General features: G+C 63.7%; 21 protein-coding genes and 3 pseudogenes. 15 read left to right on the forward strand and 9 right to left on the reverse strand.

Annotation, left to right across the window (positions count from 1 at the left end; translation table 11 throughout):
- From P0R31_RS23435 to P0R31_RS23455, 5 genes are read left to right on the forward strand one after another with little or no spacing between them, the layout of a single operon-like run.
- Positions 1 to 912: an ABC transporter substrate-binding protein gene (locus tag P0R31_RS23435; protein ID WP_275516544.1), complete on the forward strand. Its 912-nt coding sequence runs from the start codon at positions 1 to 3 to the stop codon at positions 910 to 912.
- A gap of 52 nt (positions 913 to 964) precedes the next feature.
- Positions 965 to 1,852: a dihydrodipicolinate synthase family protein gene (locus tag P0R31_RS23440; RefSeq protein ID WP_275516546.1), complete on the forward strand. Its 888-nt coding sequence runs from the start codon at positions 965 to 967 to the stop codon at positions 1,850 to 1,852.
- A gap of 27 nt (positions 1,853 to 1,879) precedes the next feature.
- Entirely contained in the window at positions 1,880 to 2,866 is a 987-nt protein-coding gene (locus P0R31_RS23445) for a dihydroxyacetone kinase subunit DhaK (RefSeq protein ID WP_275516548.1), read from the forward strand.
- Between the two features lies 1 nt (position 2,867).
- Positions 2,868 to 3,473, forward strand: coding sequence for a dihydroxyacetone kinase subunit L (locus tag P0R31_RS23450; protein ID WP_275516549.1), 606 nt, complete (start codon positions 2,868 to 2,870; stop codon positions 3,471 to 3,473).
- A gap of 51 nt (positions 3,474 to 3,524) precedes the next feature.
- Positions 3,525 to 4,925: an FAD-binding oxidoreductase gene (locus P0R31_RS23455; protein ID WP_275516550.1), complete on the forward strand. Its 1,401-nt coding sequence runs from the start codon at positions 3,525 to 3,527 to the stop codon at positions 4,923 to 4,925.
- Positions 4,926 to 5,236: 311 nt separating this feature from the next.
- Here P0R31_RS23455 and P0R31_RS23460 read toward each other — a convergent pair whose 3' ends face one another.
- The 5 genes from P0R31_RS23460 to P0R31_RS23480 are packed head-to-tail and all read right to left on the reverse strand — an operon-like array spanning position 5,237 to position 10,283.
- On the reverse strand, positions 5,237 to 6,211 hold the full coding sequence (locus P0R31_RS23460; RefSeq protein WP_275516551.1) for a tripartite tricarboxylate transporter substrate-binding protein: 975 nt from the start codon (positions 6,209 to 6,211) through the stop codon (positions 5,237 to 5,239).
- A 19-nt stretch (positions 6,212 to 6,230) separates the two neighbouring features.
- The gene (locus P0R31_RS23465; RefSeq protein ID WP_275516552.1) at positions 6,231 to 7,643 is read right to left on the reverse strand and encodes an FAD-dependent oxidoreductase; all 1,413 of its coding nucleotides are present in this window, start codon (positions 7,641 to 7,643) and stop codon (positions 6,231 to 6,233) included.
- A gap of 42 nt (positions 7,644 to 7,685) precedes the next feature.
- Complete coding sequence (locus P0R31_RS23470) at positions 7,686 to 8,645, reverse strand: ABC transporter substrate-binding protein (protein WP_275516553.1); 960 nt, start codon at positions 8,643 to 8,645, stop codon at positions 7,686 to 7,688.
- A 37-nt stretch (positions 8,646 to 8,682) separates the two neighbouring features.
- The gene (locus P0R31_RS23475; RefSeq protein WP_275516555.1) at positions 8,683 to 9,483 is read right to left on the reverse strand and encodes an ABC transporter ATP-binding protein; all 801 of its coding nucleotides are present in this window, start codon (positions 9,481 to 9,483) and stop codon (positions 8,683 to 8,685) included.
- The gene (locus P0R31_RS23480; protein ID WP_275516556.1) at positions 9,480 to 10,283 is read right to left on the reverse strand and encodes an ABC transporter permease; all 804 of its coding nucleotides are present in this window, start codon (positions 10,281 to 10,283) and stop codon (positions 9,480 to 9,482) included. The genes P0R31_RS23475 and P0R31_RS23480 overlap by 4 nt, the downstream gene beginning before the upstream one ends.
- Positions 10,284 to 10,590: 307 nt before the next feature.
- Here P0R31_RS23480 and P0R31_RS23485 point away from each other — a divergent pair, with 307 nt between their 5' ends.
- From P0R31_RS23485 to P0R31_RS23505, 6 genes and pseudogenes are all read left to right on the forward strand, one after another.
- On the forward strand, positions 10,591 to 11,022 hold the full coding sequence (locus P0R31_RS23485; protein WP_275516557.1) for a homoprotocatechuate degradation operon regulator HpaR: 432 nt from the start codon (positions 10,591 to 10,593) through the stop codon (positions 11,020 to 11,022).
- 212 nt (positions 11,023 to 11,234) lie between these two features.
- Positions 11,235 to 11,674 (forward strand): annotated as a pseudogene (locus P0R31_RS23490) (transposase); the annotation flags it as partial.
- Positions 11,675 to 11,691: 17 nt separating this feature from the next.
- Positions 11,692 to 12,539 (forward strand): annotated as a pseudogene (locus tag P0R31_RS23495) (phosphotransferase family protein).
- Positions 12,540 to 12,558: 19 nt separating this feature from the next.
- Positions 12,559 to 12,735: pseudogene (locus tag P0R31_RS41100) on the forward strand (nitroreductase family protein); the annotation flags it as partial.
- 20 nt (positions 12,736 to 12,755) lie between these two features.
- Positions 12,756 to 13,109 (forward strand): hypothetical protein, encoded by a 354-nt coding sequence (locus P0R31_RS23500; RefSeq protein ID WP_275516559.1) that lies wholly within the window; start codon positions 12,756 to 12,758, stop codon positions 13,107 to 13,109.
- A 38-nt stretch (positions 13,110 to 13,147) separates the two neighbouring features.
- On the forward strand, positions 13,148 to 13,732 hold the full coding sequence (locus tag P0R31_RS23505) for a calcium-binding protein (RefSeq protein ID WP_275516560.1): 585 nt from the start codon (positions 13,148 to 13,150) through the stop codon (positions 13,730 to 13,732).
- Between the two features lie 895 nt (positions 13,733 to 14,627).
- On the opposite strand, the gene P0R31_RS23510 is transcribed toward P0R31_RS23505, so the two are convergent.
- The 4 genes from P0R31_RS23510 to P0R31_RS23525 form a co-directional block, all read right to left on the reverse strand.
- Positions 14,628 to 15,443 carry an IclR family transcriptional regulator gene (locus P0R31_RS23510; RefSeq protein ID WP_275516562.1) on the reverse strand — a complete coding sequence of 272 codons (816 nt, stop codon included), beginning with the start codon at positions 15,441 to 15,443 and terminating at the stop codon, positions 14,628 to 14,630.
- Positions 15,444 to 15,556: 113 nt separating this feature from the next.
- Complete coding sequence (locus tag P0R31_RS23515) at positions 15,557 to 16,582, reverse strand: extracellular solute-binding protein (RefSeq protein WP_275516597.1); 1,026 nt, start codon at positions 16,580 to 16,582, stop codon at positions 15,557 to 15,559.
- Positions 16,583 to 16,683: 101 nt separating this feature from the next.
- On the reverse strand, positions 16,684 to 18,474 hold the full coding sequence (locus P0R31_RS23520) for an ABC transporter permease subunit (protein ID WP_275516564.1): 1,791 nt from the start codon (positions 18,472 to 18,474) through the stop codon (positions 16,684 to 16,686).
- Positions 18,471 to 19,625 (reverse strand): ABC transporter ATP-binding protein, encoded by a 1,155-nt coding sequence (locus P0R31_RS23525; protein ID WP_275516565.1) that lies wholly within the window; start codon positions 19,623 to 19,625, stop codon positions 18,471 to 18,473. The genes P0R31_RS23520 and P0R31_RS23525 overlap by 4 nt, the downstream gene beginning before the upstream one ends.
- 267 nt (positions 19,626 to 19,892) lie before the next feature.
- On the opposite strand from P0R31_RS23525, the gene P0R31_RS23530 reads away from it, so the two are divergent.
- From P0R31_RS23530 to P0R31_RS23545, 4 genes are read left to right on the forward strand one after another with little or no spacing between them, the layout of a single operon-like run.
- Entirely contained in the window at positions 19,893 to 20,678 is a 786-nt protein-coding gene (locus P0R31_RS23530; protein WP_275516566.1) for a CoA transferase subunit A, read from the forward strand.
- Positions 20,678 to 21,436 (forward strand): CoA transferase, encoded by a 759-nt coding sequence (locus P0R31_RS23535; protein WP_275516567.1) that lies wholly within the window; start codon positions 20,678 to 20,680, stop codon positions 21,434 to 21,436. The genes P0R31_RS23530 and P0R31_RS23535 overlap by 1 nt, the downstream gene beginning before the upstream one ends.
- Entirely contained in the window at positions 21,433 to 23,742 is a 2,310-nt protein-coding gene (locus P0R31_RS23540; RefSeq protein WP_275516568.1) for a molybdopterin-dependent oxidoreductase, read from the forward strand. Before P0R31_RS23535 ends, P0R31_RS23540 begins: the two co-directional genes overlap by 4 nt.
- Positions 23,743 to 23,756: 14 nt before the next feature.
- Entirely contained in the window at positions 23,757 to 24,326 is a 570-nt protein-coding gene (locus P0R31_RS23545; RefSeq protein WP_212091779.1) for a peroxidase-related enzyme, read from the forward strand.
- Positions 24,327 to 24,339: the final 13 nt, after the last annotated feature.

The raw sequence follows: 24,339 nt of genomic DNA on the forward strand, positions 1-24,339 counted from the left end.
ATGAACAGGAAAACGACAATGGGAATGCGCGGCCTGCTGGCTTTGGCCGGTGCCGGCGTCGCACTGGCGACAACGCCGCTGGGCGGGGCCGCAGCTCAGGAACAGCCGCTGATCGGCGTCTCGCTGCCGATGACGGGGTCAAAGGCCCTCGTCGGTCGCAACTTCAAGCAGGGTGTTGAACTCGCCATCGCCGACATCAATGCTGCCGGCGGCGTGCTCGGCAAGCCGCTGCAGGTCGTCTTCGAGGATGACCAGGGCGACAATACCAACGGCGCGATCAACGCCGTCAACAAGATCATGCAGGTGCACAAGACGCCTGTGATGATCGGCCCGCACTACTCCGTGACGCAGATGGCGACCCAGAACGTCTACTGCAACGGCAAGGTCGTCTCGCTCACCGGAGCGACCGGCGTGGCCGTCACCAACAGCGGCTGCAAATATGTCATCCGCACCCGCTCCAACGACGACATCCAGGCCAAAGCCATCATCGATTACGCCCAGAAGGAGCTGAATGCGGGCGACAAGACCGCCGTGTTCTACGCGAACGACGATTTTGGCAAGTCCGGTCAGGCGCGTGTCGTCGCCCAGATGGCTGCTCTCGGCCTGAAGCCGGTGACGGTCGAGAGCCACAACCCCAACGACAAGGACTACTCGGCCCAGCTCGCGAAGCTGAAGAACGCCGGCGCCGCCCTCGTCGTCCTCTGGGCCCACGACACCGACGCCGCACTGATCGTCAAGCAGGCTAAGCAGTTCGGGCTGCCCTTCCGCTTTGCTGGCGCAGTGCTCAGCGAGGACGCCTTCCTCAAGCTCGCCGGCAGCGGCGCCGAAGGCGCGATGAGCGCCTCCTATTTCGTCCCGACCGATCCGAATCCGGCGGTGCAGACCTTCGTCCAGCGCTATCTCGGCGCCTGATGCCGTTTCCCCTTCACATCCTACCACCCCAAGCAGAGGCAAATACCACACCATGACGAAGCTTCACGGCATCATCCCGGCGCTCACCACCCCCTTCGGCGAGAAGGGCGACATCGACGAGGCCAAGTTCCGAAACCAGATCCGCTTCATGCTCGGCAAGGGCGTGCACGGCCTCTGCTTCGGCGGTTCGACCGGCGAAGGCCAGGCGCTGGAGCCTGGCGAGTTCCGTCGGCTTGGAGAAATCACCATGGAGGAGGTCGCGGGCCGCGTGCCGGTCGTTGCCGGCATCATCGCCAACTCGACGCGCGAGGTGATCAAGCGCGGCGAACTGATCGCCGACCTCAAGGTCGATGCCTTGCAGGTGACGCCGGTCTTCTACGTCTTTCAGCCCGACGACGACTCGAATTTCGGCCACTTCAAGACGTTGACGGAGACGCTGAAGACGCCGGTCCTGCTCTACAACGTCATTCCCTGGAACCTGCTGTCGACGCCGCTCGTGCTGCGCATCCTGAACGAGCTTCCGTGGGTCGTCGGCATCAAGCAGAGCCAGGGTCACATCACGCGTACGGCCGAGCTCGTCGCCAATGCGCCGAAGGACAAGGTCATCCTCGCCGCGGTCGACAACCTGCTCTATTCCTGCTTCCAGTTCGGTGCTCACGGCACGCTGGCCGCCTCTCCGACCGCCGCGCCCGGCCCCTGCGTGCGCCTGTGGGACGCCGTCAAGAAGAAGGACGATGAGACTGCGCTCGCCATCCACCATCGCCTCGTCAATTTCTGGTCGGTGCTGCCGCACGGCAATCTGCCGGCTTGCGTGAAGTACTCGCTCCAACTACAGGGCCTCGACTGCGGCATCTCCCGCCAGCCCATGCCGATGCCCGACGCGGCCACCCGCGCCGCCATCGAACGGACGCTGCCGGCGCTACTCGAATACGACGTCTGATCGAGATCGTTCGGGGAGAACCGGTCCATGAAGAAGCTGATGAACACCGCCGACGCCTTCGTCGACGAGATGCTCGACGGGCTGGTGACGGCTCACCCGACACTGGTGCGGGAGGCGCGGGTCGTCCGCGCCGTCCATGCGCCGAAGCGCGGCAAGGTCGGCATCGTCTCGGGCGGCGGCTCGGGACATCTGCCGCTGTTCACCGGCTATGTCGGCGCCGGCCTGCTCGACGCTTGCGCGATCGGCGACGTGTTTGCGGGACCGTCGGTGGATTCTTGCGTGCAGGCGATCAAGGCGGTCGATGGTGGACGTGGCGTGCTGCGCCTCTACGGCAATTACGGCGGCGACCGTATGAACTTCGATCTCGCCGGCGAGATGGTCGAGATGGACGACATTCCGACCACGACCGTGCTCGGCACGGACGATATCGCTTCCGCGCCGCCGCAGGAAGCCGGCAAGCGCCGCGGCGTCGCCGGAATCGTCTATGCCTACAAGATCGCCGGCGCGAAGGCCGATACCGGCGCCGATCTCGCCGAGGTCACTGCGACCGCCCAGGCGGCTGTCGATGCCTGCCGTACCATCGGGGTTGCGCTCGCACCTTGCCAGATTCCGGGGGCCGCGAACCCGACCTTCGAGATCGGCGCCGACGAGATCGAGATGGGCATGGGCATCCATGGCGAGCCGGGCATCTGGCGCGACAAGCACCGTTCGGCAGATGCGATCGCCGACGAGATGATGAAGCGCCTGCTCGCCGATCCCGTCGCTGACAAATCCGAGCGCGTATCCGTGCTGGTGAACAGTCTCGGTGCGACGCCGCTCGAGGAACTGTTCATCGTCTACCGCCGCGTTGCCGAGCTTCTGAAGAAGGACGGCCTGACTATCGTGCGTCCGCTGGTCGGGCACTACGTCACTTCGATGGAGATGGCGGGGCTGTCGATCAGTCTGATTCATCTCGATGCCGAACGAGAGCAGCTGCTGGCGGCGCCCTGCGCCTGTCCGTTCTGGAGGGTATGACGTGGCGATCACGGCCGATACGCTCCGCAACGCAGCCCTCCGCGCCAGCGCCGCGGCCGCGGTCGCGCAGGATGATCTCAACGCCGCCGACGGCAAGATCGGCGACGGCGACACCGGCGTCATGCTGCGCCGGCTGTTCGAGGCTATTGCCGCCGCCATTCCTTTCGAGGAGAGCGACATCGGCCAGATCTTTCAGGCCTGTGCCAAAGCTTGCGCCAGCGGCACGGGATCGAGCCTGGGAACGCTGGTCACGGTTGCGATGATGACGCTCGCCAAGGCGACCAAGGGTCGCAATGAGATCGGCTGGGACGAACTTGGTGGTCTGCTGGCTTCGGTTCGCGACCAGATGATGACGCGCGGCGGCGCCACGATCGGTGACAAGACCGTTGTCGACATGCTCGATGCGGTCGCAATAGCGCTCACGCGCTGCACGACACGCGATGAATCTATCGCAGCAGCACAAATGGCCGCGCGCGAAACGCTTGACGCATTCCGGGAGCGGCCGAACAGGCTCGGCCGCGCCCGCATGTTCGGCGAGCGGACGATCGGGCTCGACGATCCCGGCATGCTCGCCTTTTCCCGACTGCTCGCTGGAGTCGCAGCTTGAATGCCGCTGTGCAGTGGTGCAGATGAGGGCAGGACCATGAAGGAGACAGCGATGAACGCCCAGGTCCTGCCACGCCCCGCGCCGGACATTATCGCCACTGTGCGAGCAAAACTCGTCGAGCGCCTCGGCACGCGCGTGAGCGTTTCGCAAGCCGTGCTCGACCAGCACAGTCATGGGGAGGGCCTGCCGGTGGTCGGCATGCCCGATCTCGTGGTGTTTCCCGAGGCCAACGAGGAGGTCGCGTTCGTTCTGGCGCTCTGCAACGAGCATCGCGTAGCGGTCACGCCGTTCGGTGCGGGGTCCTCGCTCGAGGGCCAGCTCGCGGCGCTGGCAGGCGGCGTGTCGCTCGACATGGGCCGCTTCGACAAGATCCTCGACGTCTCGCCGGATTCGCTGGATTGCCGGGTCCAGGCCGGCGTGACGCGTGAGGCGCTTAACGCCCATATCCGCGACACGGGGCTGTTTTTTCCGGTCGATCCTGGCGCCAACGCCTCGATCGGCGGCATGGCCTCGACGCGTGCCTCCGGCACCAACGCGGTGCGCTACGGCACGATGCGCGAGAACATCTTGGGCCTCACCGTCGTCACGCCGGACGGCCGCATCGTGCGCACCGGCAGCCGTGCCCGAAAATCCTCCGCCGGTCTCGACCTCACTCATCTCTATGTCGGAAGCGAGGGTACGCTGGGCGTCATCACCGAGATCCAGCTCAAGCTCTATGGATTGCCGGAGACGATCGTCGCGGCCGTCTGCCAGTTCGAATCGCTTGAAGGCGCTGTCGTCGCCGTCGTGACGGCGCTGCAAGCCAACCTCAAGCTGGCACGCGTCGAATTGCTCGATGAGGTGCAGATGCGCGCGGCGATCAATTATTCGAAGCTCGACTATGCGGAGACACCAACATTATTCCTCGAATTCCAGGGCACGCCGAACAGCGTGCGCGAGGATGTCGAGACGATGCAGACGATCACGGAAGAGCGCAGCGGCGGCGCGTTCCAGTTCGCGGAGCGGCCCGAAGACCGCAATCGTCTCTGGAAGGCGCGGCACAATTCCTATCAGGCGGTTATGGCGCTGAGCCCCGGCAAGAAGAACATGGGTACCGATGCCTGCGTGCCGATCTCGGCCTTGCCGGCCTGCCTGCTGGAGACCAAAGCCGACATCGTCGCCTCGGGATTGACTGCGCCGATCGTCGGCCATGTCGGCGATGGCAATTTTCATCTCGGGATTCTGTTCGATCCCAAGGATGCAGACGAGACGGCGCGGGCCGAGGGGCTCGCGTTTCGCACGGCGCGTCGCGCCATCGCCATGGGGGGAACGTGCTCGGGCGAGCACGGCGTCGGATTGCACAAGATCGTGCATATGGAAGCCGAGCACGGCGAAGGCGTCGCCCTGATGAAGGCAGTGAAGACGGCATTGGATCCAAGCGGGATCATGAATCCGGGAAAGGTCTACCCTTGACGGGCATCCAAGAGACCGTTTCATCGAACACAGGCCCCGCTCCATCACCGACGCACTTGCGGTTGTCCGACGTGCGAGCGAGAAGAGCTCAGCACTTGGCGGTAAGATTGCACGTTTTCAATCGGCACCGCGCTCTACCTATATCGGCTTCGCCATCTCTCGCATGCGCCGAGAGACAGCCGTGTGGCGATCGTATCTTTATTCAGAGCGACTTCCTTCGGTCGCACATGCTCCTTGCTCAATACTGAAGCATTTTGACGTCGGCTTTGAGAGGCAGCCGACGGTCGATCATTTCGCTCAAGCTGCGGACGTCAGCTCAGCTTGATGCCGGCTTCGCGCGCCACCGGCTCCCAGCGCTCGCGTTCGCGCTTCAATGTCTGTGCGAATCGCTCCGGAGTACCGCCGGTCGCCTCCACGCCGAGAGCGGCCAGCCTGCTCGTCACGTCGGGCATTGCGAGCACCTTGCTCAAGGCGGCGGCATACTGCGCCACCAGGTCTTGCGAGGTGCCGCCTCGCATGAAGAAGCCCATGTAGGTTTGCCCGTAAAGTTCAGCAAAGCCCTGTTCCTTGAACGTGGGGATGTCGGGCGCGAGTTTGCTGCGTTGCTCGGTGGTGACACCGAGGATCCTGACGAGGCCGGAGCGATGCGAGTCCAGATAGTCCGACAGTACCGATTGCCCGGCCGGTATATGGTTGCCGATCAGGTCGGTGAGAAGTGGCTGGCCGCCGCGATAGGCGACCAGCCGGACGTCTGCGCCGCTGGTCTTGCGTAACAACGTGACAAGAAAGGCGCCGATGCTGCCGAGGCTGGATGTGCCGACATTGCCGAGCTTCGGATCGCGTCGCACCGCCTCGATATACTCATTCAGCGTCGTCGCGCCGGTGTCCTTGCTGACGGTGAGCGCGTTCGCGGCGAAGGCGCCCTCGCATACCGGTGTCAAGTCGCGTTCGGGATCATAAGGCAGGCTGTCGTACAGAAACGGGAAGAACGCCACGGCCGAAATCGGCGAGAACATGATGTGCGAGCCGTCCGGCGAAGTACTCTTCATGAAGGATCCGGCAACCAGATCGGTAGCACCAGGCTTGTATTCCACCACGATGCTGCGGCCGAGGAGCGGGGCCAGCTTGTCGGCCACCACCCGCACGATGGTATCCATGGTCGCGCCGGCGGGTACGACCACAATCATGCGCAGCGGCTGTTCGGCGCGCGCGACGTAGGGAGCGGATAATGCCAGCGGCAACGCGGCGGCAACGCGGGAGAAGCGGCGGCGGGTCAGGAGTGTCATGGCAGTCTCCAGCAATCCTTCAGAAATAGGGGGTGTTGAACTCGAATTCCTTCGGCTTGATCTTGCGCTCGATGCAGCGCGCCGCGGCAAAGCCGGCGATTTCCCCGGTCTGCGTGCACCACGGGAAATTGCGCATGACCATGAACAGCATCTTGTACTCGAAGGAGAGCGAGGCGCCGGTCAGGATCATGTTGTCGATGCCCTTCGGCAGGAAGCAGCGGAACGGCACCTCGAACGTGTATTTGCGATGGCCGTCCCAGAAGAATGTCTTGGTCATCGGCCTCGTCACGGCGTCGCGGAAGCTGCGGCCGACCTTGACGTCATCGAGATTGACGACGTATTCACCGATCGGATGGCGGCCGTCGCGGACGCCGACGAAACGGCCGATGCCCGCAACTGTCGCGTTCTCGAACCCGGGAACGTATTTGCGCAGGAACTTGGCCTCGGCATTGATGAAGCCGCGCAAGGCCTGCTTTGCTCTCGCATGGTCGGCGGCATCGTCGTCCATGTGCAGGGCCCATTCGTAGGGCACGTTCTGCCAGAGTACATAGGTGCCGTCGGCGGAGATCGGGCTCATGTCGAGCGTCGGATGTCCGATATAGGCCTCGCCATAGACATTCTTTCCGGCCATGCGCGGCCGGTACACGCCCTCGGGCAGGGCGCCGTCGGCGGTGGCCTCGGCCATCAGCTTGTGCAGCAGCGGGTCCTTTGCGGTCTCCTGATGTGCGGCGACCTTCTGGAAATCGATGCCGTTCATGGTCCACAGCAGCCCGCCGGGAATGGGGCGTTCGATTCCGTCCCAGCCGGTGCTCTCGGGCTGCCCGCCGCCGCCGCGCACGAACGGCGCGCCGGCGCGCGCGACCAGCTCGCTGGTGCCCGAACCCTCGATGAAGATCTTGCCGGCGATCCCCTGCAGGCCGCTGGCATTCTCGACCACGATGGAGGAGATCCTGTCGTTGCCTGAGCCGCGGCTGACGATCGCGTCGACGAAGCTCGTGCCGTACAGCGCCGTGACGCCAGCCTCCTGCAGCATGTTCGCCATCACGCAGCCGGCGCCTTCGGGATTGAAGGTCATGCGGGTGAAGGCGGCGCCACGCTCCTTGTTGCGCTCGTAATGCGAGAGCGGATTTCCGGCCCAGCCGGGATGGGTCTGCTCGGTGGCCGTGTAAATGTAACCCTCGGCGGCGAAGCGCTGCATCAGTTCGGTGTGGATACCGCCGACGCCGACGTCCGCAGAGCCCTGCAGCCCCGAAGTATGGACGCCGCCGGGCATATCGAAGCGCTCGACCAGCACGACGCTCGCGCCCATGCGCGCGGCCTGAAGCGCGGCGGCGAAACCGCCGGGACCGGCGCCGACCACGACGACGTCGGCTTCATAGACGATGGGAACATCGCGCTTCACCACGATGGCCGGGCGTTGCATTTCGCTCATGTTTTGGTTTGCGTCCGTCACCGTTCAGTCCATTCCTAGGGTTCAGGTTGCGAAAAAGCCGGCGTCCGCCGGGCGCGCCAGCACGCCCTGCCGCACCAGAATCTCGGAAGCCATGGTGATCGTCTTCTGCGTCGCCGGATCGGACGCTGCAGCGAACTTGAAGCGCAGGCGCCCGGCCTTCTTGGCCGCCTTCAGCGGTTCGGCCTCGACTCGCGTGCGCGGCGCATATTTGTCGACGAGCTGGTCGAAATTGGCGTCGAGGCCGGCGACGCATTCGCCGAACATGGCGTTGAGCCGCGACGAAAGGCCCGGCGTCCGCTCCAGCAACTCTTTGCGCGCGTTGACGCAGAAATACGGCAGGTCGAGCGAGGTCTTCTCCCGGAACGCCGCGCCCAGATTGTAGATGACGCCAAGATCGGCCCGGCGCGCCATTCCCGAACTGATCATCGGCTCCCACGCCATCGCGGCGTCGGCCCGATCGGCGATCGTGAGCGTGACGCCTTGCGCCGGGTTGTCCGCGTTCTGCACCTGTGCTGCGGTTTCGATGTCGATCTTGTCGAATTCCTTGATCATCGCGCGCGTCATCCGGTACACGCCCGATTGCAGCGGCGCGGCCACGGTCTTGCCCTTGAGATCGGCCAGCGAGCGCGGCCCCTTTTCGGTGGCGACGAGGCCGATCATGTCGGCGGTCATCAGCGTGCACAGCAATTGGCAGGGCACGCCGCCCTGATATCGGGTCAAGAAAGGATCCCAGCTCGCGATCATCAGCTCATAGGAGCCGGCCACGAAGTCGTTGAACAGCGTGGCGATCGAGGTGTTGAGGATTGGCTCCGGAAAACGCAGGCCATGCTTTTGGTCGAGCTTGTTGTCGCGGATGTAGTCGTAGAACGCCACCGTCAGTCCTGGCGTCGCGGTCGCCCATTTGGCAGTGAACGCTTCCTCCGCGCGAACGATAGCGGGCGCCGGCAGTGCCGCAGCCGCCGCGACTGCACCTGTGCGCACGACAAACTTTCGTCTCGAAATCTGGGTCATCGCTTCATCACCCGTGCTCTTGCTGATGTGAGTCCTGCGCGGCTTCCGGGCCGAGCGCCGTTTCGATGTCGTGGCGCAGCCTGTCCCTGGCTTCTCCGTCCTCGCTTGCCGCCGGCACCGCGGCTTCCAGGCGAATGCGTGCCCTGGCGCCGAGAACGATCACCCGGTCCGCCATCTCGATCGCGTCGTCGATGCGATGGGTCACCATCAGGCAGGTCTTGCCGAATTGCCGGGCCAGGCCGCAGAAGTCGCGGCGCAATGCCGACGAGGTGACGTGATCGAGCTGGCTGAAGGATTCGTCCAGCAACACGAGCTCCGGATCGACGGCAAGTGCGCGTGCGAGCGAAACGCGCTGGCGCATGCCGCCCGAGAGTTCATGGACGTAACGGTCCTCGGCCCCGGACAGTCCCACGCGCCCGAGCCATGATGCGGCGATTTCCCTTGCCTGGCGTTTCGGCTTGCCGAGGATGAGCAGGCCGAGCTCGGCATTCTCGACAGCGGTGCGCCAGGGCAGCAGCCGATCGGTCTGGAAGCTCACCGCCATATGGCCGCGCAGCGCCTTGAACTGGCGAAACGGATCATGGCCCGCGACGCGCACGGATCCGGCGTCGGGCGGCGTGGTTCCCATCACAAGGTTGAGCACGGTGGTCTTCCCCGCACCGGTGCGGCCGAGCAGCGTCACGATCTCGCCGCGCCGCACCCGGAAGCTCAGCTCGCCGATCACTTGGGTGCCGGCAAAGCTCTTGGCGACGCCGTCGAGGGCGATGACCGGTTCGGAACCGGCGGACGGAGAGGGCCGCTCGCTCATCGTACCGACGCCTCCGGCCGCCACTTCAGCGCGACCTTCTCGATTCCGTTGACGATGAGCTGAAGGACCATGTTGAGAAGGACCAGCAGGAATGTCCAGGCCAGCACCTCGTCCATGTGAAACGAGGACTGCGCCAGGCCCATGCGCGAGCCGACGCCGATGGCGGCTGCCACCAGCTCGGCGAAGATCACCATGCGCGTCGCATAACCGACGACCGTTTTCGTCGTCAGCAGGATGTAGGAAACGATGTGCGGGGCGATCAGATAGCGCACCACCTGCCAGCGCGAGGGTCGGAAACTCTCGATCATGTCGACGAGGTCCTTCGGCAGCGCGCGAATGCCGTCATAGGTGTTGAGGGCATAGAACGGCAGCAGGATCATGGTGAGGATGAAGAAGATCCGAATCTCGGGATCCTTGAACCAGAACACGGCGAGCAAGATCCAGGACAGCGCCGGAATACCGGTGTCGATCACGATCAGCGCCCTCAGGAATGGGCGCAGGCCCGCCGATATGCCCATCACGAGTCCGATCAGGACGCCGGCGATCAGCGAGAACAACAGGGCCAGCAGCAGGCGTCCGACCGTCGCCGCCACGTGCAGCATGTCCTGCGTCACAATCTTCCAGCCGGCCTTCGCCACGGCGACGGGGGAAGGCATGATGTAGTCGGGCACATAGCTGCTGACGACATGCATAGTGACGAGGATTGCGATCACGACGACGACCATCGCGCCGATGTCGTTCATCGCCGCCGGGCGGCCCGCGGCCCGGGGCGCAAGGCCTTCCATCGCGTTATCCGTCATCGCAAATCCGGCTCCCCAAAATGAAGCCTGACCATGAATCCTCCCGGCAATTCTCTCGGGCCTGTCGCTGCTTTTACTTATCATGAACTTAACATGTTATGTGGATGCGTCAACTCAGGCGATGCGGTAGGCTGCCCCTGCGACATCGATTCTGGAGGAACAAGGACGGCTGAGAATGAGAACCCGGCTGAAGACAGGCGGGGCGGATCACCGCCCGCCGCGAGATAGCAATGCGCAGAAGGAGCCGGCGCGGCGGGCGCCGGGACATGCGGAAGGCGCGCGCCGCAGCGGCATGACGCAGGAGATCGTGTTCGAGACGGGCCTGCCGGTCGCCCTATTGCGCGCGCGTGAGGCGGTGATGTTCCATATGCGGCCGATCCTGCGCGCGCACGGATTTACCGAGCAGCAGTGGCGCGTCATGCGGAAGCTTCATCCGTCAGTTCCGATTGACAAGACGACGTTGTCGTCTCGCGCCACCTTGCTGATGCCCAGCCTGCTTCGCATTCTGAGGGATCTTGAGGAGATGGAGCTGATCCGGCTGGTTTCGTCCGCTCGCAATCCGCGACTGTCGCGCGTCATCTTGTCGGCGAAGGGGGCGGCCGCCGTCGCGAGGACATCGGCGGACATCGAGCGCGCCATGAAGGCGGTCAGAACCCGGATCGGCGAGGCGAGCGTGGCGCAGTTGCTGGAGCTGTTGCAGACTGTCGAAAGCCGGCTCACCGGATTTTCACTGCCTTAGCCGCTCGCTTGTATGGTGGGATTGGGTGCGTTCAAACCTTCTTGTCAATGTTCCTAACCCCACCACCAAGCCAGCGTTGGGTTTGCTGCCGATGGCCGACGAGACGACCGGCGCCCCATTCTTCGGCCACGGGTCGATTCTGGCGAAAAGGCGGCTGTTGCGGCGCAGATTGACCAGTGATTCAGTCTGTCTGGTTGGCAGGACTGAAGATCATGATGGGGCATCGGCAAGTGGAGCAGGCCGCTTATGAGTTCTCACTTGAGAAGCATATTTCCGCCGATTACCTGCTCAGGTCGATCGAGAGGTTTGTTGACCTCGAAGAGATGAAGCGGGACCTGGCATCTTTCTACAGCAACATCGGTCGGCCCTCGATCGATCCGGAGCTCATGATCCGGATGCTGCTGATCGGTTACTGCGTCGGTATCGGTCAGAGCGGCGCCTGTGCGATGAGGTTCACCTTAATTTGGCCTACCGATGGTTCTGCCGGCTCGGTCTCGATGGGCGGTGCCGGATCACCCAACGTTCTCCAAGAACAGGGCGGCCGCTTCCGGCAAGCGGTCTCTTCCGACGCGTGTTCGAGTGCGTGTTGCGCCGCTGCATCGAGGAGCGGCCGGTCAGCGGTGAAGGGTTTGCAGTCGATGCGAGCTTGATCAACCGAACGATGTTCTGATGCCATCGGCCCATGCCATCGATCGCGAATATCGCGTACTGACCGCGCTTCAGGAGAATGCCGCCCCGACCCCGAGACCGTATCGCTACTGCGATGATCGCGACGTCCTGGGGACGCCCTTCTACCTCATGGAATGGCTGGAGGGACGCGTGGTCCACGACTATGCGTTACCCGGCTTCGCGCGCCACGAGCGGAAAGCATGCTATCGCTCAATGTGTGCCGCGCTGGCTCAGATCCACAAGCTCGACTTTCGGGCGGTCGGGCTCGCCGACTTCGGCAAGCCCGGAAACTATTTCGCTCGCCAGCTCGGCCGCTGGTCCAAGCTATGGACCGAGTACCGCCGTGGCGACGACGACAACCCGGCACTCGACTGGATGTTGCGCTGGCTCTCCGACCGTGTACCGGAAAGCGAAAGCCTGGTGCCGTCCATGGCGATTTCCGCATGGGAAATCTGGTGTTTCATCCGACCGAGCCACGTGTGGTCGGCGTCCTGGATTGGAAATTGTCGACCTTGGGTCACCCGCTTGTCGATCTCGCCTTCAACAGCCAGGCCTGGCGCATGGCGCCGGACGAGAACGGGGGATTGCTCGGCCTGCTGCTCGACGACATGGGCATCCCGCGCGAGCAGGATTACCTCGAACGCTATTACCAGCTGTCTGGTGCGGCCGAGCGCTTGACGTTTTTCCACCAAGTCTTTGCGATGTTCCGCGGTGCGGTCGGAAGTGCCGGCGTGGCGGCGCGCGGCGATCTCGGTAACAACGTTCTGCCTGATGCCGCCAATGTGGGACGACGGCTCGCCCGCGCCTACGCGACGCGGGGGATGGCCCTGATCGAGAGCGAGTCATGAGCATGCCGGAACGGCGTCGATGAGCGTCGATGAAGCGATCCGTCGGCGCCGTTCCGTGCGCGGCTTCCTATCCCGCGAGGTGCCCGACGCGATCCTTCGCGAGGTCTTCGCGCTGGCGGAATGGTCGCCCTCGAACTGCAACGTGCAGCCGTGGATCCCTCACGTGGTGTCGGGAGACAGGCTCAAGCGGCTTCGCGACGCGCTCGTCGCGGCGGAATGCGCGACGAGCCGATCAAACCGGACTGGCCGGCCGACGGCAAGTTCACGGGAGTGTATCGCGAACGGCAGGTCGGTGCCGCTCAGGCGCTTTATGGCGCGATGGGTGTGGCACGAAGCGACGCGATCGGGCGCAAGCTGGCCTATGTTCGGAACCACGCCTTCTTCGATGCGCCCCACGCCGTCTTCATCTTCATGCCAGAGCTGTTTGATACGCGCGAGGCGGCCGTTATCGGCATGTACGCACAAACCCTAATGCTCGCCTTCGTCGCTCGTCGGGGGATGGAGATGATGAGATCGACGACCAGTCAGCCTCTACGACTGAGGTTGATACCATCAAGTTCACCGACCTGAACGCGAACGATATCAGCGTCAGCCGGTCCGGCGGCGCCTTGCTTGTCTCGGTGCTTACGATTGGCGCGACGATCAAGGTCGACAATCAGGACTACTCGCAGACCGCCAACTACGGCGTAGAGCAGTTCTTATTCGCCAATGGGACCAGTTGGAGCAGCTCCAACATCGTGGATGCGGTGTCAACGTTCACCTGGGTCGGAAGTGCCGCGAACGCCACACTCACCGGCAACGATTATGGCGCGAACATCTTTCAGTTCGGCGCGGGAGCCGAGACGGCCTATGGTGGCGCTAGAAGCAACGTGTACCAGGTCACCACGAATACGGGGCAGGCGCAGATCAATCTTTCATCCGCGTCAGGCTCGAAGAACGAGATCGATTTCCTCAGTGGCATCACCGACCAGAACCTCTGGTTCGAGCAGGTCGGCAATGATCTGAAGATCGACCTTCTTGGGACCAGCACCAGCACGACGGTCAGCAATTGGTTCTCCGGTAGCGCAGGTGCGCTGCAGGAGATCACGGCCGGTGGCCTCAAGATCGACAGCCAGATCTCGCAGCTAGTCCAGGCCATGGCCACCTATTCGGCCAACCATGCAGGGTTTGACCCGTCCAATCCGAGTATCTAGGCTTTGCCGAACGACACCACGCTCCAAAGCGCGGTAGCGGCGTCATGGCATGCATAGGTCGAAAGTTGAGCTACGACCTGAAGGGCGTAGCTCAACGGCGCTGTCACAAAAAGGGCTGACCACCGATTGACCACCGAACCCATTGAATAAACGGCGATAAAGGTGGTCAATCGCGGTCGAACTTAATTGTTTTTGTTGATCTTTTCGCTTACTACTTACGTTCGGGACGGAGGGGTCGCAGGTTCATCCTGCCACTCCGACCATTCCTGCTAAAAGTCGACGTTTTCCAGAGGCTTGGCCGACCGGCCGCCCCGCCTCAGAAGGCCTTTCTGCACCGATTTCGGGATCGGGTCCACGGCCGATTTGGCCGGGCAGGGCGGTTTGTTCCGGCAGCATGGCTTGCGCGGGATGACCGATCGGGCCGACGCTCGAACGAGCCTGCCCACCGGCTCGATCAGATCGATCTCTGCGGCTCACTGCACGCTATTCGGCCGCGATGTCGCAGGGCGCGGACTGAGCGCCAACGACATCGCTACCTTCGCCGCCAACACGTAGAACGCCCCGCTTTTCGAGCGCGCGATGTCCAGCTGTTGCGAAGTCGATCGTAACCGATCGGACGATGGATGCGCGGAGTGCGTGCATCCATTGGGTCGGCATGGATGAAACACACCTGGAGAGATTGATGACGCCCGTAGTTCGTTCGCTCGTGGCCGGCGTGGCCATGGCCGTCAGCCTGCTTGGTCGTTCTGGGGCGCGCCACCGACATCGTGGACACCGCGGTTTCCGCCGGTTCGTTCACGACGTTGGTGACGGCCGTGAAGGCGACCGGTCTGGTGAAAACGCTCACCTGGCCGCCACGGCGGCGGGGCGTCGCACAGACGATGACGTCCGGGGATCAGGGAGCCCGTCGCGATTGATGTGATTGTCTCGAATCGCCTCTTACGACGGGGTATGCCGGCGGTCTGTTGGAATAGCCGAGGGCCGCGCCGATGGTTCGGGCTGCCTCCATGACGTGAACCGAATATTCCTTGATCTGCTTGCGCTTGATACGCGTATCGGGTCCGGACATGCCGATCGCTCCGACGAGCTCGCCGGAGCGGCCGAGGATTGCGCAGGCGCAGGCCGCAATCCCCTCGCGCCACTCGCCGTGCAGCACGGAGGAGTAACCCTGCGCGCGTGCCAGCTCGATGTCCTCGCGCAGCTCCTCGATCGTCGTTCGAGTCGCTTCCGTGTAGCGCCTGAGATGCGGCCGAAAACGTTCCAGATAGTCATCTGGCATATGTGCGAGCATCGCCTTCCCTGTCGCCATGGTGAAGGCGGGGGCGCGCATGCCCACGCTCGTATGGGCGCGGATATGGTGAGCGCTCTCGATCTTGTCGACGTAGACGACGTCGGTGTCCTCGAGCACGGACAGGTGAATGGTTTCGCCGGTAATCTCGGCAAGCTTCGTCATGGCCGGCCGCGCGACGTTGATCAGGTCCATCCGGTGGATGACATGGCTGCCGAGCGCCCAGATCTTGGTCGTGAGCTCGTAGGTGCTGTGAGGGGGGATCTGGCGCACATAGCCCTGGGACTGCAGGGTCATTAACAGCCGATGCACGTTGCTCTTGGTGAGCTTCAGCTCGCTCGCGAGGTCCGTGACCCCCCGGGGCTGCTCGCTCAGAGCAAGTGCTTCCAGGAGACGTAGCCCCTTGGTAAAAGCCTTATCCATCCACCAGCCAAAGTAGAATGATCTTTCACAGCGTCTAGCATGGTCGCACGATCCGCAACAGCCCGCGTGTGAGATCGGCCCCGATCCTCTCGGATCGGGGCCGGTCGGCCTGCCTACTGGGCCAGCAAGGCGTTGAGCTTCTCCTGCCCGTACTCCTCATTGGTGGATTTTCCGGCCGGCGAAGCCGCGCCCCAATAATCCGGGCTCCATTCGATCGCCTTGGAGACGTTGTCCGGGTTGTTGGCCCAGTAGCGGGCGAGCTTCTTGTCGGTCGCGGCCTCGAACACGACCTGGGAGGGAAGGGCGACCGGGAAGGTCGAGGTGAGCTGCGCCGCGCGCTTGGGCTCAAGCCGCCAGGACAACAGCTTCAGCGCGTTATCGTAGTTCGGCGCTCCCTTGGGGATCGAGAAGAAGTCGTAGTAGACGAAGCCCTGATTGAAGGTCAGCTCGATCGGGGCGCCCTCCAGGGCGAGCTTGCTCATCGAGCCGGTGTAGGCCATGCACATGTCGGCCTCTCCGTCGAGCAGCAGCTGCGGCGGCTGTGCCGACGTCGTCCACCACTTGGCGATGTGCGGCTTGATCTCCTTGACCTTCTTCAGCGCCCGCTCCATGTCGATCGGGTAGAGCTTGCTCTTTTCCACGCCGTCGGCCATCAGCGCCGCCTCGAACACGAAACGAGGCCAGGCGGGCATGCAGCGGCGGCCGGGAAATTTCTTCACATCCCAAAAGTCGGCCCAAGTGGTCGGTACGTTCTCGCCCTTGTACTTGTCCTTGTTGTAGACGAGGCCGACGCCGATCACCTGCAGCGCCACGCCCTTCTTGCGCTTCAGGTTGTCCGGCATTGCCGCCAGCGTCTGCTTCGCCCCGTCGGACAGCTTGGAATAGTCGATGTCGGCCAGGCAGCAGTCGCCAAGCAGCTTCGTCTCCTGGTCGAAGATGAACGTCAGGTCCCATTGCGCCTTGCCGGCTTCGGCCTGAGCCTTGATGCGCGGGCCGCTACGGGCCTCCTGGACGGTAACCACCTTGATGCCGGTCTCCTTCTCGAACGGGTCGTACATGACTTTGCGCAATGCATCGCCATATCCGCCGCCCGGATCCTGCATGATCACGACGTTGCTCTGTGCTTGAGCCAAGCCCATCCCCATCGCAATGCACAAGGCCGAGGCCACTACGGAAACCGACAGTCGCCAGCGTTTCATTCCCAGCATTTTCTCTTCCTCCAGTTGAATCTTGATCTGCGTCACGTTGCCTTCCGCGACGTGGCGAGAACCGGTCGGGCAAGGGCTAGCCCGGCGACCACCAGCAGCACCTCCAGCGTCGAGACCACGGCCAGCACCGGATTGAGCCGGTAATTGACGTCACCCCAAAGCATGAGGGGCAGCGTCTTCAGCTCCGCGCTCGACAGGAACAGCGTCAGCACCAGCTCGTCGAACGAATGCAGGAAGGCAAAGAATGTCGCCGCAGCCAGGCCGGGCATGATGGCAGGCAGGGTCACCAGGCGGAACACCGTCAGGGACGATGCGCCATGGACGGCAGCGGCCTGTTCGAGTCTGGTATCGACGCCTTGAAGCGATGCGGACACGATCACCACGACGAGGGGAAGGCCGCCGATCGCATGCGCCGCGGCAAGGCCGAAGACGGAGCCGACCAGGTCGAAACGCAGGAACAGGCTGTAGAGCGACAGGCCGAGCACGACCGGAGGCACGATGATCGGACTGACGAGCAGCAGCATGATGGTGGACTTGCCACGAATGCTGCTCCTGACGATGCCGAGGGCGGCCGACGCGCCCAGCACGATCGCGATTCCCGCCGACATCGCCGCGACCACCAAGGACGTCCAGAACGCCCGCATCCAGTTCGAATCGGAAAAGAACTGCTCATACCAGCGAAATGAGAAGCCCGGCGGCGGGAAGGTCAGATAGCTTGCGCTGCTGAAGGAAATGATCATCACCACGATGATCGGCAGGATGAGAATGGCAATGACCAGTCCGCCCATGAGGCGAACTGTCCAGGTTCCGAAGCTCGCCGGCAGCCGCCCGAAAAGTCTCAGAAGCGGCCAGCCGATCAAGTCGGCAGCTGAGGCGGCGACACTGCGGCGGCTGACATCGGCTGCGCGGCGGTCAGCCGTTGTCGGTGTGGCCTCGGTCAGCTTGCGGCCACCCCATATGAATTCGAAGCCGAGGAAACGTCCGGCTACCGCGACCACCGCCAACGTGATCGCCAGCAGCACCACGCCCAAGGCCTGCAGGAATCCCTCGGATGTGACCGAGTCTGCCTGCTGCGTGATATGCATGGCAAACATCTGGTCGCCGGGTCCCCCGAGCAGCGTCGGCGTGATGAAGAACCCGATCGCGGCGACGAAGACCAGCAGGAAGCCGGCGCCCATGCCCGGCAGGGTCAGCGGCAGCAACACGCGCCAGAACGCGGCAATGGGCCCGGCGCCGCTGGCAAGCGCCGCGCGGGTCAGGCTTTGATCGAGGCGCGCGACGCTGGAATAGATCGTCAGCACCATCAGCGGCAGAAGCACCGCGGTCATGCCGAGAAGCACCGTGCCGCGATTGAAGAGGAGCTGCGCCGGCTCGCTCAATATTCCGATCGAAACCAACAGCTTGTTGACCGGCCCGTTGCGGCCGAGCAGGACCATCCAAGCGTAGGTCCGGATCAGGATGGCGATGAAATAGGGCAGTACGATCGCGGTCGCGATCAGGGCCTGGGTAATGCCGCGGCTGCGGTGAATGAGCAGCGCCGTCGGATATCCGAACAGCAGGCACAGGCACGCAACGGTGACCGAGATCTGCATCGTGCGGACGAGCGAATCCCAATAGAGCGGTATCGCGAATACCCGCTCGAAGTAGGACGTCCAAGACGGCCCGCTCACGCTGATCCGGATGAGATCGATCAGGGGCAGGAGATAGATGAAGGCCAGAAACGCGAGCGCAGGCAGGAGCAGCAGCGCCGGATCCTTCAACCTCCTCACGAGGTCGAGATCCGCAGCACGGTCCGCCTGGACGCCGATCGATGCCGAGGTCATGCAAGCACCCAGCAGTCCGCGGCGCCCCAGTTCACGTGCAGACGATCCCCGACGTTCGGCAATGGCCGGTCGGCCATGTCGGTGCACCGGATCAGGAGCGGATCTCCACCCTCCATTTGCGCCTCGATCCGCAGGATCTCGCCGAGGAAGATCGTAGAGGTGACGCTGACGGGCGTGGAGTTCGCACTCGGCTCGTTCGACACGGCAATGCGTTCCGGACGCACGAGCACCGTTGCGCGCCCGACATCGATCGTGTCCCGGCTTTCGGCGCTGAACACGTATCCTGCACGGTTCTTCATCGTCAGTGTCGAGCCGCGCTTCTGCAGAATCTCCGCCTCGATCAGATTGCTCTCGCCCACGAACGAGGCGACGAACCGATCGATCGGATGCCGATAGATGTCCAGCGGACGGCCGATTTGAACGATCTTGCCGGCGTTGAGTACCGCGATGCGGTCGCTCATCGTCAGGGCTTCTCCCTGATCATGGGTGACGAACAGGATCGTGCTGCCGATGGTCCGGTGAAGGTCGCGGATCTCGATCTGGATCTGTTCGCGCAACCGCCGGTCCAGGGCGCTGAGGGGCTCGTCCATCAGCACGACCTTGGGCTCCCTGACGATCGCGCGGGCGATTGCGACGCGCTGCTGCTGCCCGCCGGACATTTGCGAAGGAGACTTCGTCGCATGCTCCGTCAGTCGCATGATCTCCAGCGTTTCGGCGACGCGTCGCTCCGCAGTCGCCCGATCGACACCGGCCATGCGAAGCGGAAACGCGACGTTCTGGCTGACCGTCATGTTCGGAAACAGCGCGTAGCTCTGGAACACCATGCCGAAGCCGCGGTTGTGCGTAGGCACGTTGTGGACCGGCTTGCCGTCGACGAGGATCTCGCCGCTGTCGAGGCTCTGGAAGCCGGCAACGAGATTGAGCAGCGTCGTCTTTCCGCTGCCGGAAGGGCCAAGAAGCGTGATGAACTCGCCCGGCTCGATGTCGATGCTGATGCGGTCGACCGCGTGGAAGCTGCCGTATCTTTTCACCGCGTCGCGGACGGCGATGCTCGATCCGATCGCGTCGCGGTCCCGCTGGCGGCCGGTCGGCAATGTCCGAACGTTCGCATCGCCGGCGCGCATCGGGCGCTGAGCCGCGGGCTCACCCATTCTTTCCTCCCAACGTGTTCTATATTATAGAACGTTATTCCAATTATTGTTGGCTTACCGCTTCGTCTTGTCAAGTCGAGTCGTCCGATCGCGGAGCAATGGTACGACGCTGTGACCGGCTGCGCGGGCGGAAACGCTGCAAATTAAGGCCCCTCAGCGAAGCCAGATTGACAGCGTCAGCAAAATCCGCCTAACATAAATTTGGAATTGCGTTCTACAATATAGAACATGGTGGAGGGGGCAAGGGTGTTGAGCGAGCCTCGCGCAATGGCGAAGCACATCGAGCCGGGCATGCGGGTGGCTTTGCCGGTCGACTACGCCGGCGTCTCCATGGCGATGACGCGGCCAATGATCGAGCATGGCGCGGGTGATCTCGATCTCGTCTGCGTGCCGACCGGTGGATTGCAGGTCGACCAGCTTGTCGGCGCAGGTCTGGTCCGGACGGTGGAGACCAGCGCTGTCTCGCTCGGCGAGGCGGGTGGAGCGCCCCGCTTCAACGCAGCCGTCAGGGAAGGCGCGGTTCGACCGAAGGACGCGACGTGCCCCGCCATCCATGCGGGTCTGATGGCGGCGCAGAAGGGCAGTCCCTTCATGCCGCTCCGGGGGCTGATCGGAACGGATCTGCTCCGCCATCGCGACGATTGGCGCGTGATCGACAATCCGCTGGCTGACGGGGGCGATCCGATCGTGCTGATTCCGGCCATCAAGCCCGACGTCACGATCTTCCACGTTCCGATGGCGGATCGCTTCGGCAATGTCTGGATTGGGCGGCGGCGCGAGCTTGCCGCCATGGCCTACGCCTCGCGCACCGTTCTCGTCACGGTGGAGCGCATCGTCGAGGAAAATCTGCTCGCTGACGAGATGAGCGCCGCCGGTGTGCTGCCGGCACTCTACGTCACGGCAGTCGCGCGCGCACCGAAGGGCGCGTGGCCCTATGGTCTGTGGGGCGAGTATCCCGCCGACAGCGCGGAGATCGCACGTTATGCGAAGGCCGCGCGAACGGCTGACGGCTTCTCCGCCTATATGGCGCAGGCGCAGACGGAGCCCGCGTGATGGCCGAAGTTCTCCCTCGCGAAGTGCTGATTTGCACGATCGCGCGGCTGCTCGACGGCGTCAGGCATGTCGCCGTAGGCGCCTCCTCTCCGATTCCCGCTGCCGGCGCGATGCTGCTGCGGGCTATGAAGGAGGCGGGCGGCGCCGTCGGTCCGCGCATCTCCATCCTCGGCTCTGTCGAGCATAATTTCTTCACCAACGGTTCGGCCGAGCTGTTCGATTGTGCAGGTCAAGGCCGGATCGATGCGTTCTTCCTTGGCGGCGGCCAGATCGACGGCTTCGGCAATGTGAACCTCGTCGGCGCCGGTGATTATCCGCGCTCCAGCGTGCGCTGGCCCGGCTCGTTCGGGTCGGCCTATCTCTACTTCGTCGTGCCGCGCGTCATCCTGTTTCGCGAAGAGCACACGCCGCGTGTCTTCGTCGAGAAGGTGGACTTCATCAGTGCCCCCGGCATCAGTTCCGAGGGGGTGTTTCGGAGCGGCGGCCCCGTTGCTCTCCTGACCGGCAAGGGCCTCTTTCGATTTGACAAGACGCGGCCCGGGTTCGATCTCGAGAGCGTTCATCCCGGGCACAATCTTGCGGAGATCAAGCAGGCGACCGGCTTTCGCTTCGCCCATGACGTCGAGCCGCGGCAGACGGCACTGCCCGATCGATCGACGCTCGACCTGCTCCGCGGCCGTGTGTTCGACGAACTCGCCGAGACCTATCCCGAATTTGCCGCGCAGATGCGGCGCGATCTCGTAGCGGTCGACGCATGAGCAGGATCAAGCGGATCCCGCATTGCAGCCATTGGGGTGCTTACACGATCCTCGTCGAGGATAACCGCATCGTCGGCGTCGAACCGTTCGAGCACGATCCGGCGCCGTCCCCGATCATTCATTCCATCGCCGAATGGGCCAATCCCGAGCGGCGCGTGCTGCGACCGATGGTTCGTTCCGGCTGGTTGGACAAGCGTGAAAAGAGCGATCGCCGCGGGCGCGGCCGGGAGAGATTTGTACCGGTTAGCTGGGACGAGGCGACGACGCTGGTTGCGGACGAGATAAGGCGCGTGGCGGGCACGTTCGGCAACGCGTCGATCTTCGCAGGCTCCTATGGCTGGACCAACTCCGGCCGCCTTCATCATGCGTCTTCGCTTCTGAAGCGCATGCTCAATCTGGTTGGCGGCTTCACCAGGCACGTCGATACCTATTCCATCGCCGCAGGCCCCGTCATCCTGCGCCACACGCTGGGCAGCGACGACGCCTGCGGCGGCCGCGCCAATACGCTCGACACCATCGCACAGCACACCGAGACGCTGGTGGTGTTCGGCGCTCTCTCGCCGCGAACCGCGCAGAATGAGGCGGGGGGAATTGGCAGCCACCGGCTCGAAACCTATCTCAGGCAGATCGTCGAACGCGGCGTCAAGATCATCCACGTCTCCCCGCTGAAGGACGATCTGCCCGACTGGGTCAACGCCGAATGGTGGCCGATCCGGCCGAACACGGATGCCGCGCTGATGCTCGGCCTTGCCGGCGAGATCGTGAAGGCGGGCCGGCACGATGCGGATTTCCTCGCGCGCTGCACCAGCGGCGCGGATCGCCTGCTCGGCTATCTGAAGGGCAAGACTGATAGTGTGCGCAAGGAGGCCGTGTGGGCCGCGAGCATATGCGGCCTCGATGCGGACCGGATCGCGACGCTGGCGAGGCGCCTGGTCGACACGCGGAGCATGCTGACGGTGAGCTGGAGCCTGCAGCGCGCCCATCACGGCGAACAGCCGTTCTGGGCGGCGCTCGGACTTGCATCGATTGTCGGCCAGATCGGATTGCCGGGCGGCGGCGTCGGTTACGGCTACGCCTCGCTGGGAGGCGTCGGGGCACCGCTCAATCTGGGCCGCTCTCCTGCCATTTCACAGCTGACCAGGCCGATCGACAGCTTCATTCCCGTGGCGCGGATCAGCGACATGCTGCTCAACCCCGGCAAACCGTTCAGCTATGAAGGCGAGACCCGCACCTACCCGGATACGAGGCTGGTGTATTGGGCGGGCGGCAATCCCTACCACCATCATCAGGACCTCAATCGCCTGTCGGAAGCCTGGACGAGGCCCGAAACGATCATCGTGCAGGACCCGATGTTCACGGCGACAGCGCAACGGGCCGACATCGTGCTGCCGGCGACCACCTCGGTAGAGCGCAACGATCTTGCCGGCAACAGGCGATCCGACTTCATCCTGGCCATGAAGCAGGCGATCGAGCCGCTGGGCGAATCCCGCTCCGACCTTGCGATCTTCGACGCGATTGCGGGCAAGCTCGGCGTCGCCGATCGGTTCAACGAAGGCCGCGACGAAATGGGCTGGGTCCGGCATCTCTACGAAGCCTGCCGCAGCGACGCCTCGCAGCGCTTCGGCTTCGAGATGCCGGATTTCGATGCGTTCTGGGAAGCCGGCTATGCCCGCTGCCCGGTCAAGACAGACCATACCTACTTGGCCGACTTCCGGAACAAGCCGGAGGCGTATGCGCTCAAGACCGAAAGCGGAAAGATCGTGCTCGGCAGCGAAACTCTGGCCAGGCTGGATTATGCCGACTGCCGCCCGCATCCCGCGTGGATCGAGCCCGCTGAATGGCTCGGCGATGCAGCCGCCGGCCAAATGCACCTGGTGTCCCATCAGCCGGCCGGCCGTCTTCACAGTCAGCTCGAAACCGGCGCATCGAGCCGGGCCATGAAGCGCAATGGCCGTGAACAGGCTCGCCTTCATCCCGACGACGCGGCTGCTCTCGGCGTCGAAGACGGCCAGACCATCCGCATCTGGAACGGCCGCGGCGAGTGCCTTGCGACGGCGGAGGTCACTGCCATGGTCCGTCAAGGCGTGCTGGTGCTTCCGACCGGTGCCTGGTTCACGCCGACGGGCAATAGCGGTCTGGAGGTCGCCGGCAATCCGAACGTGCTCACGCTCGATATCGGCACGTCTCAATTCGGCCAGGGCTGCTCGGCCCATACCTGCCTCGTGCGGGTCGAGCCCTACGCCGCCGATCGCCGCGATGCCTTCGAGGCCTATCGGGAAACGCTCGTCGCGCTTGCGGCAGTCTAACAGGAGCTTGGAACATGTCTGCGCCCGCCATCAGCCGCTTTCCCGTTCCCGATATCGCGACGCTGCCGGAGGATATTCGCTCGCGGATCGAGGCGGTTCAGGAGAAGTCCGGCTTCGTCCCCAACGTCTTCCTGACACTCGCGCATCGTCCTGACGAGTTTCGGGCATTCTTCGCCTATCACGACGCTCTGATGGACAAGCCCGGGCCGATCACCAAGGCCGAGCGCGAGATGATCGTTGTCGCGACCAGCAGCGCCAATCAATGCCAGTATTGCGTCGTCGCACACGGCGCCATCCTGCGCGTACGCGCGAAGAATCCGCTGATCGCGGATCAGGTCGCCGCCAATTATCGCAAGGCCGATATCACCGCGCGGCAAAGGGCGATGCTCGATTTCGCGATGAAGGTCTCGGCGCGCGCCTATGAGGTGGACGACTCTGACGTCCGGGATCTCAAAGGACACGGATTCACCGAGGAGGACGTCTGGGACATTGCGGCCATCGCGGCATTCTTCGGCATGTCGAACCGCCTCGCCAACGTCACCAGCATGCGCCCGAACGACGAGTTCTTCGCGATGGGACGCTGAGCGCCGCGAACGA

The organism is Bradyrhizobium yuanmingense (assembly GCF_029167105.1).
Taxonomy (GTDB): domain Bacteria; phylum Pseudomonadota; class Alphaproteobacteria; order Rhizobiales; family Xanthobacteraceae; genus Bradyrhizobium; species Bradyrhizobium yuanmingense_A.

Excerpts from the sequence above, each read along its gene's own strand:
- P0R31_RS23435 (WP_275516544.1), top strand. The coding sequence starts at position 1 with ATGAACAGGAAAACGACAATGGGAATGCGCGGCCTGCTGGCTTTGGCC.
- P0R31_RS23440 (WP_275516546.1), top strand. The coding sequence starts at position 965 with ATGACGAAGCTTCACGGCATCATCCCGGCGCTCACCACCCCCTTCGGC.
- P0R31_RS23445 (WP_275516548.1), top strand. The coding sequence starts at position 1,880 with ATGAAGAAGCTGATGAACACCGCCGACGCCTTCGTCGACGAGATGCTC.
- P0R31_RS23455 (WP_275516550.1), top strand. The coding sequence starts at position 3,525 with ATGAACGCCCAGGTCCTGCCACGCCCCGCGCCGGACATTATCGCCACT.
- P0R31_RS23460 (WP_275516551.1), bottom strand. The coding sequence starts at position 6,211 with ATGACACTCCTGACCCGCCGCCGCTTCTCCCGCGTTGCCGCCGCGTTG.
- P0R31_RS23465 (WP_275516552.1), bottom strand. The coding sequence starts at position 7,643 with ATGAGCGAAATGCAACGCCCGGCCATCGTGGTGAAGCGCGATGTTCCC.
- P0R31_RS23475 (WP_275516555.1), bottom strand. The coding sequence starts at position 9,483 with ATGAGCGAGCGGCCCTCTCCGTCCGCCGGTTCCGAACCGGTCATCGCC.
- P0R31_RS23480 (WP_275516556.1), bottom strand. The coding sequence starts at position 10,283 with ATGACGGATAACGCGATGGAAGGCCTTGCGCCCCGGGCCGCGGGCCGC.
- P0R31_RS23500 (WP_275516559.1), top strand. The coding sequence starts at position 12,756 with ATGCGCGACGAGCCGATCAAACCGGACTGGCCGGCCGACGGCAAGTTC.
- P0R31_RS23510 (WP_275516562.1), bottom strand. The coding sequence starts at position 15,443 with ATGGATAAGGCTTTTACCAAGGGGCTACGTCTCCTGGAAGCACTTGCT.
- P0R31_RS23515 (WP_275516597.1), bottom strand. The coding sequence starts at position 16,582 with ATGGGCTTGGCTCAAGCACAGAGCAACGTCGTGATCATGCAGGATCCG.
- P0R31_RS23520 (WP_275516564.1), bottom strand. The coding sequence starts at position 18,474 with ATGACCTCGGCATCGATCGGCGTCCAGGCGGACCGTGCTGCGGATCTC.
- P0R31_RS23525 (WP_275516565.1), bottom strand. The coding sequence starts at position 19,625 with ATGGGTGAGCCCGCGGCTCAGCGCCCGATGCGCGCCGGCGATGCGAAC.
- P0R31_RS23530 (WP_275516566.1), top strand. The coding sequence starts at position 19,893 with ATGGCGAAGCACATCGAGCCGGGCATGCGGGTGGCTTTGCCGGTCGAC.
- P0R31_RS23535 (WP_275516567.1), top strand. The coding sequence starts at position 20,678 with ATGGCCGAAGTTCTCCCTCGCGAAGTGCTGATTTGCACGATCGCGCGG.
- P0R31_RS23540 (WP_275516568.1), top strand. The coding sequence starts at position 21,433 with ATGAGCAGGATCAAGCGGATCCCGCATTGCAGCCATTGGGGTGCTTAC.
- P0R31_RS23545 (WP_212091779.1), top strand. The coding sequence starts at position 23,757 with ATGTCTGCGCCCGCCATCAGCCGCTTTCCCGTTCCCGATATCGCGACG.